This is a genomic window from Brakhagea slesvicensis (assembly GCF_052161625.1).
Taxonomy (GTDB): Bacteria; Planctomycetota; Planctomycetia; order Pirellulales; family Pirellulaceae; genus JBKCUI01.
This window is the reverse complement of sequence record NZ_CP197412.1, coordinates 33,426-51,480: the sequence shown is the minus strand read 5'-3', so window position 1 is coordinate 51,480 and position 18,055 is coordinate 33,426. Positions and strand designations below refer to the sequence as shown.

Annotated in this window: 11 protein-coding genes; 3 read left to right on the top strand and 8 right to left on the bottom strand. The window is 53.5% G+C overall.

Annotated features, from left to right (window positions below; translation table 11 throughout):
- Nucleotides 1-5: 5 nt before the first annotated feature.
- Nucleotides 6-2,153, bottom strand: a complete 2,148-nt coding sequence (locus SH467x_RS00185; RefSeq protein ID WP_482369300.1) for a spermidine synthase — start codon at nt 2,151-2,153, stop codon at nt 6-8.
- Nucleotides 2,154-2,344: 191 nt separating this feature from the next.
- On the opposite strand from SH467x_RS00185, the gene SH467x_RS00180 reads away from it, so the two are divergent.
- A complete protein-coding gene (locus SH467x_RS00180; RefSeq protein WP_482369299.1) occupies nt 2,345-3,649 on the top strand; it encodes a polysaccharide pyruvyl transferase family protein in 1,305 nt (434 codons plus the stop codon).
- Nucleotides 3,650-3,670: 21 nt separating this feature from the next.
- On the opposite strand, the gene SH467x_RS00175 is transcribed toward SH467x_RS00180, so the two are convergent.
- The 4 genes from SH467x_RS00175 to SH467x_RS00160 all read right to left on the bottom strand — a co-directional run bounded on the left by SH467x_RS00175 (nt 3,671) and on the right by SH467x_RS00160 (nt 9,133).
- Nucleotides 3,671-4,804 carry a glycosyltransferase family 2 protein gene (locus SH467x_RS00175; protein ID WP_482369298.1) on the bottom strand — a complete coding sequence of 378 codons (1,134 nt, stop codon included), beginning with the start codon at nt 4,802-4,804 and terminating at the stop codon, nt 3,671-3,673.
- A 48-nt stretch (nt 4,805-4,852) separates the two neighbouring features.
- On the bottom strand, nt 4,853-5,881 hold the full coding sequence (locus tag SH467x_RS00170; RefSeq protein WP_482369297.1) for a protein-tyrosine phosphatase family protein: 1,029 nt from the start codon (nt 5,879-5,881) through the stop codon (nt 4,853-4,855).
- Between the two features lie 131 nt (nt 5,882-6,012).
- Complete coding sequence (locus SH467x_RS00165) at nt 6,013-8,076, bottom strand: S46 family peptidase (RefSeq protein WP_482369296.1); 2,064 nt, start codon at nt 8,074-8,076, stop codon at nt 6,013-6,015.
- Between the two features lie 682 nt (nt 8,077-8,758).
- Nucleotides 8,759-9,133 carry a DUF3127 domain-containing protein gene (locus SH467x_RS00160; protein ID WP_482369295.1) on the bottom strand — a complete coding sequence of 125 codons (375 nt, stop codon included), beginning with the start codon at nt 9,131-9,133 and terminating at the stop codon, nt 8,759-8,761.
- Nucleotides 9,134-9,465: 332 nt separating this feature from the next.
- On the opposite strand from SH467x_RS00160, the gene SH467x_RS00155 reads away from it, so the two are divergent.
- Together SH467x_RS00155 and SH467x_RS00150 are read left to right on the top strand one after the other, a co-directional pair.
- On the top strand, nt 9,466-12,594 hold the full coding sequence (locus tag SH467x_RS00155; protein ID WP_482369294.1) for a DUF1592 domain-containing protein: 3,129 nt from the start codon (nt 9,466-9,468) through the stop codon (nt 12,592-12,594).
- Nucleotides 12,591-13,940, top strand: coding sequence for a DUF1552 domain-containing protein (locus SH467x_RS00150; protein ID WP_482369293.1), 1,350 nt, complete (start codon nt 12,591-12,593; stop codon nt 13,938-13,940). The genes SH467x_RS00155 and SH467x_RS00150 overlap by 4 nt, the downstream gene beginning before the upstream one ends.
- 281 nt (nt 13,941-14,221) lie before the next feature.
- Here SH467x_RS00150 and SH467x_RS00145 read toward each other — a convergent pair whose 3' ends face one another.
- The 3 genes from SH467x_RS00145 to SH467x_RS00135 form a co-directional block, all read right to left on the bottom strand.
- A complete protein-coding gene (locus SH467x_RS00145) occupies nt 14,222-15,766 on the bottom strand; it encodes a protocadherin (RefSeq protein ID WP_482369292.1) in 1,545 nt (514 codons plus the stop codon).
- Nucleotides 15,767-15,833: 67 nt separating this feature from the next.
- Complete coding sequence (locus SH467x_RS00140) at nt 15,834-16,781, bottom strand: YybH family protein (RefSeq protein WP_482369291.1); 948 nt, start codon at nt 16,779-16,781, stop codon at nt 15,834-15,836.
- 166 nt (nt 16,782-16,947) lie between these two features.
- Nucleotides 16,948-17,985 (bottom strand): EAL domain-containing protein, encoded by a 1,038-nt coding sequence (locus SH467x_RS00135; RefSeq protein WP_482369290.1) that lies wholly within the window; start codon nt 17,983-17,985, stop codon nt 16,948-16,950.
- Nucleotides 17,986-18,055 lie beyond the last annotated feature (70 nt).

The following is an 18,055-nucleotide window of genomic DNA, read 5'->3' as shown; positions in this document are numbered from 1 at the left end:
CGTCTCTACCGAATCCCTTTGAGTACCTGGAACAAATTGCTTTGATCGTCAGTCCATTTCACTTTGCGACTTTTTTCTCTGTTTTCCATTGCACCGCGATCGCTGCCTTTCGCGCCGAACGACTCGACGATTCGAGCGTCTTTGGACAATACCGCCCACTTGGAATCATAGGCATCAGGACTGGCCTGTGCAGTTCCTTCGACAACATCCCAAGCAAATCCTTTCGAATCGGCAAGTCCTCGCACGACTGCTTGAAGATCGAAGTAAAGGTTTGAAATATGGATCGCGAGGACACCGTCGTCTTTTAGGTGACGGCAATAAATTTGCATCGCCTGCTCGGTCAGCAAGTGGACCGGTATCGCGTCGCCGCTGAATGCATCGAGAACGAGAATATCAAAGTTCTGGGGTGCCTCGCGTTCCAATTCCAAGCGAGCATCTCCCAGCACCAACTCAACCTCCGCCTGCGAGTCGCTCAAGAACGTGAAATGTTCCTTCGCAAATCCAATCACATCGGGATTGATCTCGTAGAATCGGTAGCGATCTCCCGTTCGACCATAGGTCGCCAGCGTCCCCGCACCCAAGCCGACGACACCGACATTCTGTGGCCGATCTCGCAGCAGGTGCAATGTCTTGCCAATCCCTGAGGACGGAGTGTAGTAGGTCGAAGGGGCACTCCGCATGCTCTCTTCCAAAAACTGCGAACCGTGTACCACACGACCATGCACAAGTTTGCGCATGGGTCTCGAGCCGCTTAGGTCGCGTCCATCGGTTACGCTGAGGACGCCATAGAAATTGCGTTTGGCGACGAGTTGTTGATTCGCAGTCGCATTCCAAAAAGTAAGCCACATCACAGCGGCGCTTGGGATTCCCATAGCGAGCCCTAGCTTGAGTTGCTGAGGCACTCGTAATTTCCAAGTGGTCGACGAGCGCAAATAGGTCTCGAGAAACAACATCGTGCTTCCCAGCAGAGCAAGTGGAAACTCGTAGAAGCCACGAAATAAAAGAGGTGCGGCGAAACCGACAAACAGCCCGCCGAGCGCTCCCCCCAACGAGATGGTGAGATAGAAGTGGGTGAGACGGTTCGCGCCTGGACGAGATCGATAAAGTTCACCGTGGCAAACCATACAGACCATGAACAATCCTACGAAGTACAACGCGATTTCGACGGACAAGTGAGTTTTCCAGTCCAAGAGTTTGAGTCCGTACAACGCGAGGTAGGAGATTGCAGCCAGCTGAATCGTTGGTCGCCGACTGTACCATCTCTCGCTTTCAAAAGTGAGGATGAACGAGAGCAGATAAAGGGCGAGAGGAGCGATCCAAAGAAAGGGAATGACGGCCGTATCTTGACAGACTTGATTGGTGGTCGCCAGCAACATCATCGAAGGGAGCATGGCGTACAACAGCCAGGAAATCCATGCGTTGGGAATCGTCTCAGGCTCGCGTGGCTGTTGGATCGGTGTATTGGCAACGGCACTGGTGCTCCCGTCTGTCCTCGAAGATGAATTCTGCTTGGCGAGAAACCCGATCCCCAACGCCCCCAACCCGCAGAGCAATCCATAAACAACAAATGCAGAACTCCAAGCTGTCGCTTGCTGACTGGAGCTCATCCAGATTTCGACACCGAATGGAAAGCTCAACAGTGCCAGCATCGACCCGATATTGGACAAAGAATAGAGGCGATAAGGCTTATCGATCAAGCGACTTTGGGCGAGCCAGCTTTGAAGCAACGGGCCAGTCGCAGACAACAAGAAGTAAGGAGCACCAACATGGGCGAGGAGCAAAACGATGATGTTCCATTGCGGGGATGCACCGCTTTGCGGTTTCCACGTTTCCTCAGGGGCTATGGGAAGCATCGCTACTGCGGCAAGCAGCAATCCGCAGTGCAAGAGAACTTGGGCCTTCAATCGCAGATGCGCAACGAGACAATGCGCATAGGCATAACCCGCGAAAAGCAAACACTGGAAGACGAGCATGCAGGTCGTCCAAACCCCTGGACTGCCGCCAAACCAAGGCAAAATCAGTTTGCCGATAACAGGCTGAACCTGAAACAGCAAAAACGCCCCCAGAAAAATGGTTATGCCGAAAAGGAGGATCCATAGTCGATCCTCCAAGCGGTTCTTCGTCGGTTTGCGATCGATGCAATTGGTGGACATGTTCATCGCCCTCCCGAAGGTCGTGATTTGGACTCTCCGAAAAAATCGAAACAGAGAGAGTCCTGAATTAAATAACCGCGCTTTGTCAATGCCACGGACGGGGTAGAATGGATCCTTCAAAAGAACCTTGACGATCTGCGAAAGATTGATGTTTGTATCGGTTTTGATTCCTTTGCTACCTGAGTTCAGCCATGCCTACCATTGAAACCCTGCTGCAGAGACGCCACATCCTCACAGGAATTGGAGCCGCTGCGATTACGGGCCCTTCCTGGGTTTCTGCCATTAGCCAAGATTCGCCCAAGCCCCCGAAGGTTCTGCTGAGGTCTTCTTGGCAAACCGTTAACATCGGCGATATCGCGCACACTCCTGGCGTGTTGGCCTTATTGGAAAAACATCTCCCAGATGCGGAGGTGACTCTGTGGCCGAGCAGCCTCGGCGATGGGGTCGAGGCCCTCCTCATGAACCGTTTTCCCAATTTGAAAGTGGTTCGTACCAAATCGGAAGTATCGGATGCGATGGGGAGCTGCGATTTTTTGTTGCACGGGTCAGGCCCCTCCTTGGTCGGCGAAAAGGACGTCCGAGCCTGGGTTGAACAGACCGGGAAGCCGTTCGGCGTTTACGGGATCACGCTGTCTCGTATTGGCTCGACCGATACGAAAGAAATCCCCGACGAACGATTCCAGAAAACAGTCTCTCTCCTCAGTCAGGCGCAGTTCGCATACTTTCGCGACTCCCGGTCCTTGGCACTGGCGAAGGTATCGGGCTGCACTTGCCCTGTGATGGAGTTTGCTCCCGACGGAGCTTTCGCAACCGATCTCGCGAACGATGAGCGGGCGAAGAAGTTTCTTGCCGAACATGACCTTCGCCCCTTTCAGTTCGTATGCTGTATTCCGCGATTGCGCTATACACCCTATTGGTTGATCGCATCCAAGAATCGCCCCCTCGATCCGGTCAAGCATGCGAGGAATGAAGCGATGAAAGATCAGGATCACGCTCCCCTTCTCGAAGCAATCCAGCAGATACTTACCAACACACCCTACAAGATTCTCCTTTGCCCCGAGGATCAAACGCAGATGGCCGTCGGGAAAGAATTGCTATGGGACAAACTGCCAGCAAACTTGCAGTCGAGGGTTGTACACCGAAAAGACTACTGGCTCACCGACGAAGCGTTGTCGACCTATCGAATGAGCCTTGGACTATTCGGTAATGAAATGCATTCTCCGATCATGTGCGTCGGAAGCGGAGTCCCCGCCATTGTCTGCCGCTGGGCTGAACAAACAACCAAAGGTTTCATGTGGCAAGACATCGGGCTTGGCGATTGGCTTTTCGATCTCGACGTAGAAGGAGAACGACGCCAAGTCGCTCCCGCCGCGCTTCGCATGGTCCAGGATCGCGAGTGGGCTTTGCAAAATGTGACGAAAGCAAAAGAGTTTGTCGAGTCTCGGCAAAAAGCGACCATGGACACGCTTCGAAATGCACTCAAGTCCAACGCATAGGTTATTGGTGCGAAAAGGTTCTTAGAGCCTTCCTCTCCATGCGACTTGGACACCCAGCTGTTTCTGAATCAATGCGATCCACTGAAGACAGATGAAAGTCGCAATGGCGATGGGATGAAGGAGTGCACCGACCATCGATTGTCGGAATCGGAATACCGCCAAAACCCGAGGGATCCAAGTCATCAGGACCAGCAAGCCGACGCACATCAAGAATAAGAGACTCGATTTTCCATACCAAGCAACTGCGAGCAATCCAATCGGAAGCAAATTCCCGCCGACAAGCAAAATCGTAAAGGGGACAATGAGTTTGGCATTCGCAATCCCCTCGGTTGCGTTCTTGAGCAATCCTCGTATGACTTGAAATGTCGTTTCGTACATACGGCAACGAGCGATATCAGTCCCATCGAACAGATCCGTTCGGAATCCGTGCCGGCGAAAAGCTCTTGGCAATTGAATGCCATCGTGACGTGAATCTTGAATCGCTCGATGCCCACCGCACGCAAAGTAGGGCTCTCGCTGGGCGACGAAAAGCTGCCCGCAGCCAGCCGCAAACTCGGGCTTGCTCGTCGACCGCATGCGATCGAGTGGCAAATAGCAAAGCAGCACGTAGTGCATCATCGGAATGAGGATTTTTTCTGCAATTGTGCCAGTCTCTTGCAGCGGAAAACCACTAACGAGAGGAGCACCCCGAAGCTGTTGCTCCGCGATGCAACGCGTGATGGCATCGGGGGCGAGACGAACATCCGCATCCAGAAACAATAGAGTGGAATACTTCGCTTGTTGAGCCAGTTGCCAGCAAGCATGCTGCTTGCCATTCCAACCTTTCGGCAATGGATTAGAAGCCACGAGACGGACATGTGCATTTTGCTTGGAATAGGCCTCCACGATCTCGCGAGTGCGGTCTTCTGAATGGTCATCCAGCACCAAAACCTCGTAGGTGGGGTGGTTTGACTGGAGGATCGATTCCAGGGACCTACCGATACTCCGCTCTTCATTTCGAGCCGGAATGCAAACGCTTATCGGCTCCCTCTGAGCCTCGCAGATCCGAGTCGGATCCGATGTGGCCAGACAAAACTCTCGCACATTCTTGAGAAAGAGGCCGACAGGAAGAAGAACCAATGGGAGTAAGAGGAAGAAGACCAGGACGAGTAACATGCGGATTCCAAAAATGGGTATTTACCATCGAGCAAGAGAGGATCAATCCTACTCTTTGCGTGGCGGTTTGTCCGGCGTTCGGTTGTCTCGAAAGAGCTGATGGCATGCGGTGCAGTTCGATTTTAAGCGTTCGACCAGTGGCTTGACGTCCAGTGGCTTGCCATCTTGCACCGAATTTCGCAAATAGGTCTCGAGCTCGCCGCAGACCGCCTCTCCGTCCTTCAGAAATCTCTGATATTCCATGGGAGCTTTCTCTGCTTCGGAAGTGCGATGAAGCTCTGTGTAATGATCCGTTAGCAACAGGACTTGATCGGCTAACGCTGTTTGATCGGCTAACACTGTTCGTTGGTTGCGATCCTGAGACAGGGGGGGATCGAATTTTGCGATTGCATCGAGGTGCTCGTCCATGGCGACCATGGTCTCGATTAACGGCGGAAGTGCAGCCACTTCTTGAAACTCGACTTCTACATTGTCAAGATGGGTGGGCGTGATCGCGCGGGCGTTGGTGACGGCGGAGATCAAGCCACGATAGTTGGGATTGGTACCGGCTACCTGGAGCACCTCGTTTGCACCTTTTTGGTCGATCCAGCCCAGAGTAACACAGGCTGCAGCTGTCGCAGCGGGACTTCGGTGCTTGCCATGGTGGCAATGAATGAACACGGGATTGGGAAGAGTCTGCAAAGCCTTTGCTATATCCAGCAATCGCGTTGTTGAGATTCCCTCGTATCCGTGCGGAAGATGAACGTAACGGAGCTGAAATTTCTTAGCGGTCCGAGCGTCCGGCTTCATGCCATCCACACTGATGATTGTTTTGACACCGAGCTGCCGAAGCTCTTCAAAACCTTGGGGGCCCTCTGGAAGCCCCCCTGAGTAGACACCTTCGGCAACTTGGATGCAATTCGGGACATGCTCCAGCTGGACCCGATTGGGATAGTTTGGATCCGCTGCGTCGCTCGTAGCCCCACTCTCAACCGTTTGACCGCTCTCCGTTCTGCTGGGGCTATCCCCCCAGACGATGACTAGGCACAGAGCTCCAGACAAAGCGATCATAAGATTGTGCAGGAAGCTTGTGACCATCGTTTTGTCCGGGGCGATATCTGTGCCGTTTATCTGCGCCGTTAATCTGCGCCGTTTTTCGAGGCGTGCATCTGAGGCGTGTAAGGCTCAGACTGGGAATGCAAGGACTGTCATGGTGATTATACCATCGACTACTTGCCCATTTCGTCTGCCAAGTGCCCCGCGCCGTAAATCTTGCGCATCGCTTCGAGGACACCAGCGATGTGTACGGACACCGCTCGCGAGACTTGATCGGTGTAGTAAAAATCTGCAGTCAAACTTTCGATATTCCCGTCGAAAATGATTCCGACCATTGCTCCCTCTTTCGAGACGACAGGAGACCCCGAGTTGCCACCGATGATGTCCGCGGTGCAGACAAAGTTAAAAGGAGCTGAGCCATTGAATTGACCCTTTGCCTCTTTCCAGCTCTTCGGGAGAATCCAAGGCTCTTCGGCTAGATGTTTGGACTCATGATCGAAGGCGCCCCCGAGCGTCGTTGCTGCTGGAACGGTCCCACCGTTGCTCTCGTACCCTTTTACTTGTCCGTAGGAAAGTCGAAGAGTAAAGGTCGCATCTGGGTAGAGAGAGTCTCCAGCCACAGCAAACTTGGCCTCGGTGATCTTGGCGTAGGCCTGCCGTTCGGTCTCGTCAATACTATCGGTGAGCTCGCGAATGCGTCGATACTCGGGCTCCATGGCGAGGGCAAGTTGAATCATGGGGTCCGACGATTTCTTCAGTCCTTCCAGCCCGGTCGCTGCGATCTTTTTGCGACCCTCTACGGAGAACAACTCCGTCTTCGCGATCAGTTCGGAGGCACGCTCCTTGGGACCCTTGTCTTGGAGGGCCTGGCCGACGATCGGGTCGTTTCCTCCTCGCTCTTCCGAGAGCCTAGCAAGCTCATCTGCTAGCTGAACACGCTCCAGATCATCGTACATCGGCGCGTCGGAATACAGTTCCTGCAGCAACGATTCGCGATTGCTATCACGGTATTCACGGAAACGCTCAGCACTCGCTTTGGTATCTTCGATTGCCATGAGAACGAGCGTTTCCGCTACTCCGTACAATTTCGTACGGAAGCTAACCGATTGAGTGAGCAGTTCCTGGCGTTTTGCCTGCGATTGTGCGATCTGTTCCCAAGCACCTGCCAGTGGACTGAGTTTGGGATCTGCAGAAACTTTCTCACGCAGAGCCGCTTCCTCCTTTTTCTTGGAGGCGGCGAAGGCGGGGTCTTGCAGTCCAGCCAGCATACCACCAATCGCCTTCCGTGAGTTTTGGATCCCAAATAGATCGTCTTTGGCGCGTCGCTTTTGTTCAGGTCCTGTAAGACCATATTGCTGCATGAGTATCTCTTTGCGACGAAGATAGTTCATGGTTCGGGGCATCGAGTGGTCACGCTGGAATTCGATGGCCGACTGGGTGAAGATCCGGCGTGTGCGACCAGGGTTTCCTGATACGAATACGAGATCATCTTCCTTGGCCCCGTTTGGATCCATTTTAAGGAAGTGTTCGATCTTTGCCGGTTTCCCATTCTCATAAACGCGAAACAAAGTGACATCGAGACAGTAGCGTGGGTACTCAAAGTTGTCTGCATCCCCGCCGAAGAACGCACTACCCGCCTCCGGTGCCCAGACCAATCGGACGTCGGTGTATTTCTTGTAGCGGTACAAATGGTATTTGCCACCGCCGAAAAGGGTGACCACATCGCTGCGCAAGCCAGTTTTGTCCAAAGATTCTTTTTCGATTTGGGCCATAGCGGCTTGTCGTGCTTTCGCGGCATCCTGCGGATTGAGGCCCGCTGCGACTGCACCATTGACTCGATCGGTGACATCTTGAATGGAGATCAATTGATTCAGTTCCAGATCGGGAGCTTTGATCTCTTCCGCTTGAGACTTTGCCAAGAATCCGTCTTCGTTGTAATTGTGCTCGGCCGTCGAGAGTTTGTAGAGCGTATCGGACGCTACGTGATGATTGGTCAAAACCAGACCATTGGAAGAGACGAAGGATGCGGAACCACCCGAGTTGAAGCGGACGCTCGAAAGCATGAGATGATCGAGCCATTTTTGAGTTGGCTCAAACCCGTACTTCTTCTTCAACTCCGCTTTGGGAACGGCGTTGTAGAGCCACATTCCTTCATCGGCAAAAGCCACATCCCTCCCCAATGCCGTGCAAGCGATCGCGGCACTGATGCCGAAACGTACCCATGTGCGAAACTTCATAACACATCTTTCTATTTTGAAGATCCAAATCAGTGGGAAACTGGCTCACCGTTGGACGACTTCAGCGGGCGACTCCGACCATCGTCTCAGGTGAATGGAGAGGGTAAGTATAGGTGACTCGTCAAAAGGATGCTCGTGGAGGGATTTTTGTTGACCCAGCGCCTCCCGACGTGTTCTGGGACTTTCCCTTGCGACCCGGCAAAGTCGAAGATCATACCGAAAATCCGTCCTGGTTAGGGAGTAGACCCGTTGAGAGATCGATTAATCCACGAGTTGCGAAGATTCCAAAGCCAAAGGCGATGGCTCCGTCTCGCCGGTAGCACATCTCAGAAATCACGGCAATCGAAACTCACCTCAACGTTGGTGAGTTGCTTGGTCACTCATTGGCGGGGCTGTTGCATGAATTGCTTGCGCATTCATGCGTGTACGCCTACGGAGACTGTTAAACGAAGAGGTCGGATGGAGTTATGTGAGTATGGATGTCGGATGAATGTCAACCGATTCCAAGTTCGAATTTCCGATCGACCGTGCAATACCGTAATAGGGACGTTCAACACCACGGGTGCAACCATCGTTGCACCGGGCGATCTGGAATGCCGCGTTCATAGCAGGGTCGTTGAACCTTCAGAGATTCTTCCAAGCCGTTTTCTCAATTGTTCTCTTAAAACACTTAATCGTTCTCTTAAAACGGCGCGTCGTCATCGGCACCGGATTGCGAAAACTCGTTGTTGATGTCGTCGACATCGAACGACTCCTCCCCTTTAGAACCGACCTTGGTGAACGCCATTGCTTCGGCGCTGAGAAAATATTTCACTTCGCTCGAAGGATCCTTTTGCCACTTACGTCCCCCCAGCCGGTAGGTGACGTCGACTTCGTCCCCCAATCGAAGATCGTCTACCAAATCGCATCCGTCATTGGTGAATTCGAGAGGAATATAGTTGGCGAAGCGACCGTTTTGCTGTTCAAGTACGACAGTTCGCTTTCGGAATCCTTTTTGCCCAAAGGACTTCGTTTCTTCGATGACGTGGACAATGCCACGGATTTTTGCGTTTGACATGAGTTTTTCAAGGCCTGCAGCGTGATGGATTTTGACCCGAAGGAAGAAGGCTCGATACGGTCGCCAAGACCGAAATCCCCCCTCCCCGCGGGAGTCTTCGTTGCTCTGGAGTTTACCCGATCTGCAGGCCCCTCGAAACCGCTCCATTCCCTGGGAATCTTCGACCGATTCGGAATGCCCCTCCTAAACTCCCCAGGCGCGTCATTCCACCTTCACATCGAGGAGAGTTCCTACATGTCGCGGAGAGCTCCGGATTGGTCTAGAATATGACTCCTGCCATTCGGTACGTTTCACGGACTGGATCCCCCCCGCCAACATTCCTTGAGCTGTCTATGCCCCTAGGATTCAACCTTCGAAAAAGTCTGGTATCCGTCGCCGGCCTTGCTATCGCTTTCGCTTCCCTGCTGGCGTCACCGCCAAAGAATCGAGCGCTCGCTGAGGAATCCCCCGGTCCCGTGGCTGCTGTGGACTCTGCCCCCGACACCGTCGCGACCGATCAAGAGCTTGCTCGGACGTTTGTGTCGGAGATCCTTCCGCTCTTCAACAAATACTGTATGGACTGCCACGACTCTGCGACGGCAGAGGCGAAACTAGATATGACTATTTTTCGTGCTCCGTCGGACATTGATCACGCTTGGGGAAGTTGGCAAGCGATCCTCTCTCGTGTCCATGAGAAAGAAATGCCTCCCGCCGACGCCGGTGAGCTGCCGACTGACGAAGAACGCAAACGTTTAGCGGATTGGGCCAATCGTTTTCGAACGAGCGAAGCGGTGCGGCGTGCAGGTGATCCTGGCCCCATCAGCACACGGCGTCTTAGCAACTCAGAATACAACTACTCCATCCGCGACTTGACCGGCGTCGACATCAAACCGACAGCAAGTTTTCCGATCGATGCCGCGAACGCAGCGGGTTTCGATAACTCTGCGGAATCCCTGACCATTTCTCCTTCGCTCATCACTAAGTATTTGGACGCCGCTCGCAGTGTCGCCGATCACATGCTCTTGACCCCCGAAGGGATTCGTTTCGCGCCGCACCCCGTGGTTACCGATACCGATCGTGACAAGGTTTGCGTGCAGCGTATTGTCGATTTTTACCGGGCCCAACCCACTGCCATCGATGCGTATCTCATCGCTGCCTGGGAGGGGAAAGCGGACTCGATTTCTCCAACGTCGGATCGATGGACGGAGTTTGCTCAATCTCGAGGGTTAAGCCCTCGCTATCTGACGACGGTTTGGGAACTTTTGCATGATGAAACCGTGCGATGGGGGCCGGCCAAGGAGTTACAGCAACGTTGGAGTGCGTTACCTCTCGATCGTGATCAGCTCGATTCGGTGGAACGCGAATGCAAGGAGTTAGCCAGTTGGGTCGAGCAGGTGCGTCGTCCACTCCGGGTGCGAGTATCCAATCTCAACGGTGCTCGCGGGATGAACGGAGGATCGCAACCACTCGTATTGTGGAAGAATCGCAAGATGGCGGCCTCGCGCCGCCTGATACACGGTGACGCACTCAATCCCGACTCCAAGGATTGTGTTTTGTCGGAACCCGAACTTGAAGTGATGCGGTCGGACAAGTCCGAAGCGAAAGAGGCGCTTCGACAAGATTACGAAAAATTTGGTTCCGTCTTTCCGGACACGTTTCTGGTGCTGGAGCGGGGCCGCGCTCATATCTCCGAGGAGGATGCTGCGAAGGAAGCAAAAGGGCGGCTTCTGAGCGCTGGATTTCATAGCATGATGGGTTTCTTTCGGGACGATCAGCCTCTTTGCGAATTGATTCTGACCGATGACCAGCAGCAACAGCTTGATCGATTGTGGGAGGAACTGAATTTCATCAGCCATGTTCCGACTCGACAATACAGCGGTTTTATTTGGTTCGAGCGAGCGGAAGCATCCTTTATCAATGATCCCGCTTTCCATTTCATTCGCGCGGAAGACAAATCAGCTCTGAGCCAAGCAATGATCCAACGCTTTGCCGACGCGTATTTGAGCAAACTCCAAAGAATGGAATCCCCGCCGACTCTCGTCGACGCGGTCGCTTTCCATTTCCAAGATTGCAATGCAAAGATCCGTGCGTTTGAAGATCAATGGAACGAAGCTCGCCCGAAACAAGTGAAGAGCCTTCTCGAGTTTGCTAGCCGCGCGTTTCGAAAGGCGTTATCCGATCGAGACCGAGCAAGAATCTTGAAGTATTACGAAGAGAGTCTGCAACAATCTTCGGGTGATCACCGCACTGCCATGGAGGATACACTCGTCACTATTTTGGTCTCTCCGAGTTATCTCTATCGTTGGGATTTGCAAGGGGTCTCGTCGCCGACCGAGAATGCTGGACGAGAGAATGAAAACGAGTTGGAACAAGTCGCTGCACTTCCAATTGGGGCGACTGGGCAGTCGATGGTTCCTCTTCGTGACGATGAGCTCGCGTCACGTTTAAGTTACTTCCTGTGGTCCAGTACACCGGATGCCCAGTTGATGCAATTGGCGGAACAACGCCGCTTAAGCGATCCAGACGTCCTGGTCGCGCAGACCAGGCGCATGCTGGCAGATCCTCGCGCGAAGAGCATGTTACTGGAGTTTCTCGGCAACTGGCTGGACTTCCGGCGGTTCGATCAGCATCAAGCTGTGGATCGCAATCAGTTCCCGTCCTTCGATGACGAGTTACGATCCTCCATGTGGCAGGAGCCGATCGAATTCCTTCACTACTTGATCCAGAACGAAGGGACCGTGGCAGGCATCCTCGACGCGGACTACATGATTGTCGATGGCCGACTGGCTGCCCATTATGGCGTCAAAAATGCACCACCTCTTTATGAAAGAAAATGGTCCAAGGTTCCGGGGGCTAGCGAATACCAACGAGGTGGAATCCTTTCGATGGCGGTATTCCTCACCCAGAATTCCCCGGGACTTCGTACCAGTCCCGTCAAACGAGGCTATTGGGTTGTGCGAAGACTTTTAGGGGAGTTGATACCCCCTCCACCACCGAATGTTCCCGAACTCCCCAACTCCGATCAACAATTGGGAGATAAAACGCTTCGCGAGGCGCTCGCGATCCATCGCGAGCACCCGAGCTGCGCTGCTTGCCACAATCGCTTTGACTCAGCAGGCTTACTTCTGGAAGGGTTCGATCCCATCGGTCGACCACGGGATAAGGATCTTGTTGGGCGTCCGGTGCAAACCGATGCGACCCTTCCCAATGGCGAGGAAGCCATCGGTATCGTGGGACTTCGTTCGTACATTGAGCAGAATCGGATGAAGGACTTCCGACGACATTTCTGTGAAAGTCTTTTAGCGTTCGCACTTGGGCGAACCTTGATTCTCGCCGATGATGTTCAAGTCGACGATCTAGTCCAATCCCTCCAAACCCATGACGATCGGATCAGCACGGTCTTTGAACGCATCGTGCTGAGCCGGCCATTTCGCTACAAACGTCTGCAAACTGTTACCTCGGACGAAGGAGTCTCGCGATGAAAACGAATCAACCTGAACGACGTGCCAAGGCACATTCGCGGCGCAAATGGCTGCACGGGACAGGCGTTCTCGTAGGACTTCCCTGGCTTGAGTCGCTGCGAGTCTGGGGCGACGAGAAGCCAATCGAAGATACCGCATCGGAGATGCCCAAGCGTTTCGGGGTCATGTTTATGGCGTGCGGCGTCCATCCTGAACATTGGTGGGCCAAGTCGAATTCGGAGGGTATGGAGCTCAGCCGCTGCTTGCAGCCGCTAGAGAGAGTGAAGTCGAAGTTGAACGTGATCAACGGGCTTTTCAATAAGAATGCCACGGGAGTGGGAATCCACCCTGGCCAAACCGGTAACATTCTTTCCGGTGCAGCGCTTCAAAAAGGTGCGGAACTGCGAGGGGGAATCAGCGTCGATCAAGCGATCGCGAATTCGATTGGGCAAGACGACGTGGTTCCCAGTTTGGTATTGGGATGCGAACAGCCGACCACCGGCTACCACGAGACCAACTTCTCCATGGCATATAGCTCCCACATTTCTTGGCAAAACGCGACATCACCTGTCCCGATGGAGGTCTATCCGTCGCTCGCCTTCGATAGCTTGTTCGAGAATCGAGGAACGCAACGCAACAAGAGTATTCTGGATCGAGTTCGAGAAGATGCGTCAAGTCTTGCGATGCGAGCCAGCGCTCGGGACAAGGCCAAGCTCGACGAATACTTGACCAGTATTCGAGAAGTTGAGAAACGGATCCAACGGCAGCGAGGTGGCATCGACAAGGTGCAAGAGAAAGTCGCGCGAACAGGGGAATCGGTTTTTCAAATGAATCGTCCCGATAACGGTCTGCCAGAGGATATTCGCGAACACATGCGTTTGATGTGCGATATCATCGCCCTCGCGTTTCAGAGCAACCGTACTCGCATTGCATCCCTTCTCATGTGCCGAGACATCTCTGGACTTTTCTATCCCTTCTTGGACGTTCGCAAGCCTCACCACCTCGCTTCACACGATGACGGATCGGATGAGTGGGAACGCGTCACGACGTTCTACAGCAGTCAGTTGGCCTATTTGGCCCAGAAACTCGACAGCATGCAGGAAGGGGATAGAACTGTTCTCGACAACACCTGCTTGATGTTCGTCAATAATATGTGGTCAGGGAGCAAGCACGACTCAACCAAGGTTCCACTGCTCACTGTCGGTGGTTTGGGTGGTACGATGAAGACCGGCCAAGTTCTAGATTACGGCAAACGCCCCGACAGCGAGCGCAAGCTATGTAGTTTCTATCTCTCGTTGATGAACCGCATGGGTGTTTCTGCGAGCGCGTTTGGCGACGCCGACTCGCCGCTCACGGATCTTGGTTAATCCCTGGTCTGCTCCCCAAAAGTGGTCCCAGTGGTAGGAAAGTCTAGAGCCTCAGTTCGAGGGGATGCTTTTCCCTGGCTGATGGTGCTCCTAGCATCCAGGCCATCGAGTGGCTTTTCTGGGGTGGCAGATGCGCCGCAGAGCATGGCGAAAGTTCCGTCGCAGCGTTATCAATCGATGATCGAACTTCTCCGAGCGTTTGAGTCATTGAGGCTCCCAGACGATCGGGAAACCGATCGCTTGAAGATTGAATAGTCGAGCAATGCAACGATGGATTTCGATTAGTTTGCTTCCGGGTTTTTCAGCCGGACCAGCATCCACTGTTCCGTCTTATCTTTTCCGATATGGAGTAGACAAGGGGCTTCGTCTTTGGTGAGATTGTACAAACCAGTTTCGATCATATTGGTTTTGTTTTCGCCGACGGTAAGTGCGACACGCTGTGTTTGTTTGTCTACAGCACCATTAACAACTTGATTCTGTTTGGTTGCCGTATCGGTGTAATTCCCTCGAACATCGCCACTTTTATTGACAGCGAGTTGGATGGTGATGTCGGAATTAGGTGACTCTGGCTTGGTGAACGCAAATACGCCTAGAGGGAGCCACTCGCTATCGGTAGGTGCATCTTCGCCGCTTGCCGCAATTTTTGAGGCGGATTCATAATACTCTTCGGAAGTACCAGCGTTTTCACCGTTGATGTAAACGCTATTGTCTTCGTAGGTCACGTTGTTTCCGTAGTCGTAGTAGACGGGAGGTTGTTCGGGATAACCGCAGTAGGATGCTGCTGTACCCCAGGTCGCATAATTCCATGCGGTATTTGCTGTCCAACCTGCTGCATACCAAGCCCCGGGATAAGTGGTGTACCAGGAGGCTCCATAGATTCCCCAGTTATTGTAATTGCCTCGAACTGCAGCGGCGGCTGAGTAGCGTCCTGAAGGGGTGATTCGAGTAAAACCAGCACCCGCGCCGGCGGGGCCAGCTGTGACAATACCCCCGCCTCCATAACCGCCCGGTCCCACAGCTCCTCGTCCCGCGACGACTTGCCCGTTTGGTCCTACGGCAGCGCCGCGCGCGGCAGTTCCACCGTTTGCACCTTGGACCCCACCGACGACAGCAGCACCACCCTGTGGTCCCACGGCGCCCGCGCGACCGACTGTATTTCCCTGTGGTCCGGTGACAGTCACGCCTCCCGCTTGTCCACCTTGAGCGCCCTCCTTCTTTCCATAGTTAACGTCGAATTTCCCTTGTCCGGCGGGAAGCGTGGACGGGGTCGAAAGCGTTCCTGCTTTTCCTGCAGCTGCTGCATGTCCGAAGCCATCATCGGATGGAAGACCCATGAAATCGTTGAGGTCATTGCGACTCGGCGCGTTGTATCGATTTGCGTTGCCGGTTTGCCCTGGAACGACTCGGCTCCCCGGATTGCCTGCTGGCGCACCTGGACGTTGTCCAGCACCAGCAGCAGGAAACCCGGAAGCGGAATTGGGACGCGCGTTGTTCAGACCAGAAGCTCCCAAGTTGGGAGTGGGGCGGTTGCCAAGATTTTGGCCGCTTGGTCGAGCCATGTTACTACCACCACCGAACGCATTGCCGGCTCCACCCATCGACGGGTTGGGCCGCGCCCCGGCATTCATCCCGCCGCTGTAGCCACCGCGTTGAACTCCTCCGTTGAATCCGCCCCCACCCATGCCAGCTCCGCCACCACCGCGGGCACCGCCTCCGCCACCACCTCCGCGAGCGCCACCTCCACCACCTCCGCGCGCCCAGCACTCAACAGGGGTAAGCACAAGAATGGCAGGGACCAGGCAAGAAAGAACGAAACGCTTTAACATGTTGATGCTCTTAAGTCTTTAGATTGTTTTGAATGTGGTTAGGTTGGATTCTCGAACGATCTGCCTGTTATCGAGATTTGAGTCTCCGGACAATGACTTCATCCGTGTCTGGCAGTGGAGTATCTCCTACCGTTCTTTGAATGGATTGCCAGACATAAGCTGCATCGTCCAGTTTCTTCAACACATTTACTGCCATGGTCGATTCGCCTGTGCCCGTGGTGCCGGTGACTTTGGAAAGCCAACCTCCTTCAATCGCGGACCAAATTCCAACAGCATGACCTCCATCTGGTGAGAAGTTCCATGATTGCACCTGATTGGTCTGCGCATTCCAGCCGATGATCTGCACTCCTGTCGTCGTCGAGCCATCGAGCTGCGTGGTTGTGTAAACGCGTTCAACGAATCGGTTGTTCGCAATCCATCGGCAAAGGGACTGCGATCGAACGCCGTTCTCCTCGGAGACCCATTCTCCGATGAGCCATTCCAAATCGGAAAGAACCTTCGGTGCCGTATCCGACTCTACAAAAGAATCCCGCAATGATCCGATGAGCCACTTTCCGTCCACTTTTAAGTGAACGGCCGTGTATTGACTGACTTCCGCATCTTCGCTTGGCGAGGGGGTAACAATCGCTTTGCCATCTTCGACGACCACCGAGTCGCCAAGAACTCGAATCGATTCGGTTATCAATTGAACTGATACATCCGGTCTCTTTTCGAAGACCTTGGTGAAGAAAGCCTCAATTGTCTCCCGGCCTACAAACGCTTCTCCTGACTCGTCGACGTATTCCCCTTGAGGTACCCAGAAAGAAGCAAACGCTTTTGCATCTCGCTTGTTAAATGCAGCGGCGAAGGACGCGACCTGTTTAACAATTGAATCCTCCGTCTCGCTCCCTTTCGGAGTTGCGGCAGCGGCGGATTCCGCAGCTGCTTTGTTATTGGTTTGTTGTGAGAGGGCTGGAACGAACAAGCCTGGAAAAACAAGCCAAAATGCACAACCAAGAATCACGTTGCGTCGCACGTTAGAAAATCGCTTTTTACAAGAAGGAGAAGAAGTCTCACGCGACTTGGTCTACCAATAGAGAGAACCAAGTCCATACACATCAGCAGTGTATCAGAGCGTAAGAAATCCAGCGATTAGAACGTGCGGATTGTCAGACTATTTTCTATGACGATGCGAGATGTTGTTACGAATTGACAACCTGGCGCGTCGCGAGTGCACCAGGACGTGCCAAATAGAAGCCTTGAAAGAGGTCAACGCCTAGGTCTTGCATCAACTTCAGTTCCTGTTCTGTCTCGATACCTTCCGCGAGAATCAACTGATCGCAGTCATGGGCTATTTGGACCAGCCCGCGGACGACGGCCGTGTGGCTCTTGGAATGGGCTGCTTGCGAGACTAGGCCGCGATCAAGCTTCACAAGATCCGGTGTCAGGCTAGCGAGCATTCCGAGCCCCGACGACCCTTGTCCAAAGTCGTCCAGCGCCGTCATGAATCCAGCGTCGCGATAGAATTCGAGAATCTTGCGCAAATGCTCTTGGTCCTTCACTTCCTCGCTTTCGACGACTTCGAAAATGATGTTGGAGGGATCTAGCTGCAACTTGTCGACCACACGCAGCGTGCTTCGCAGGCAAAACGCTGGCTCGTAAATCGCGGTGGGCATGAAGTTGATGAGAATCTTTTTACCTGTTGGAACGGTGTTCGCCGCATTGCGAAGATGTGTTTCTCGACAGACTCGATCCAACATGGACAAGAGATTCTCGGATCGAGCCCAGTCGAGCAATTGGGCGGGCGATATCGATCCTCCCTCGATATGGTTGGCCCGCATCAAACATTCGTATCCCCATACGGTCACGCTATCTCTTTCAAAGACAGGTTGGAAATGCGAATAGATTCGATTTCCCTTCAATATCTCCAACAGCGGGGAGGAGGTTTTCGTGGCGAACTGAGCGAGAGTTGTTTTGTTCGAAATCGCCGGCCCGCAGGAATTCTCCCCTTTGCGGCAACACCCTTGATCCAAGGTGTTGTCCCAACAGCACGCAATATTTTCCAACAGTTCATCGGATAGAAATGCGGTCAAAAAATTGGCGATGTCTTCTGGTGTGCGATAGCCGGAATTCCCTCCGACTTCGACAGCCCAAATTCTCTCGTCGCATCGAGACCAATGGGGGAGCGAAGAGAGATCTTCTCCCAAGGCGCGCTCCATGGCATCGAATTCGAGTCTCACTTGCCGAGCACCAGAAATACAAGCACAGCCCATCGATCGTTTCTCCCGTAAGTGTCAAACAGCCGGAGCA

Bases quoted from the DNA above. Each gene is read 5' to 3' on its own strand.
- SH467x_RS00145 (WP_482369292.1), bottom strand. From the start codon at position 15,766: ATGTTAAAGCGTTTCGTTCTTTCTTGCCTGGTCCCTGCCATTCTTGTG.
- SH467x_RS00155 (WP_482369294.1), top strand. From the start codon at position 9,466: ATGCCCCTAGGATTCAACCTTCGAAAAAGTCTGGTATCCGTCGCCGGC.
- SH467x_RS00175 (WP_482369298.1), bottom strand. From the start codon at position 4,804: ATGTTACTCGTCCTGGTCTTCTTCCTCTTACTCCCATTGGTTCTTCTT.
- SH467x_RS00165 (WP_482369296.1), bottom strand. From the start codon at position 8,076: ATGAAGTTTCGCACATGGGTACGTTTCGGCATCAGTGCCGCGATCGCT.
- SH467x_RS00150 (WP_482369293.1), top strand. From the start codon at position 12,591: ATGAAAACGAATCAACCTGAACGACGTGCCAAGGCACATTCGCGGCGC.
- SH467x_RS00185 (WP_482369300.1), bottom strand. From the start codon at position 2,153: ATGTCCACCAATTGCATCGATCGCAAACCGACGAAGAACCGCTTGGAG.
- SH467x_RS00180 (WP_482369299.1), top strand. From the start codon at position 2,345: ATGCCTACCATTGAAACCCTGCTGCAGAGACGCCACATCCTCACAGGA.
- SH467x_RS00170 (WP_482369297.1), bottom strand. From the start codon at position 5,881: ATGGTCACAAGCTTCCTGCACAATCTTATGATCGCTTTGTCTGGAGCT.
- SH467x_RS00160 (WP_482369295.1), bottom strand. From the start codon at position 9,133: ATGTCAAACGCAAAAATCCGTGGCATTGTCCACGTCATCGAAGAAACG.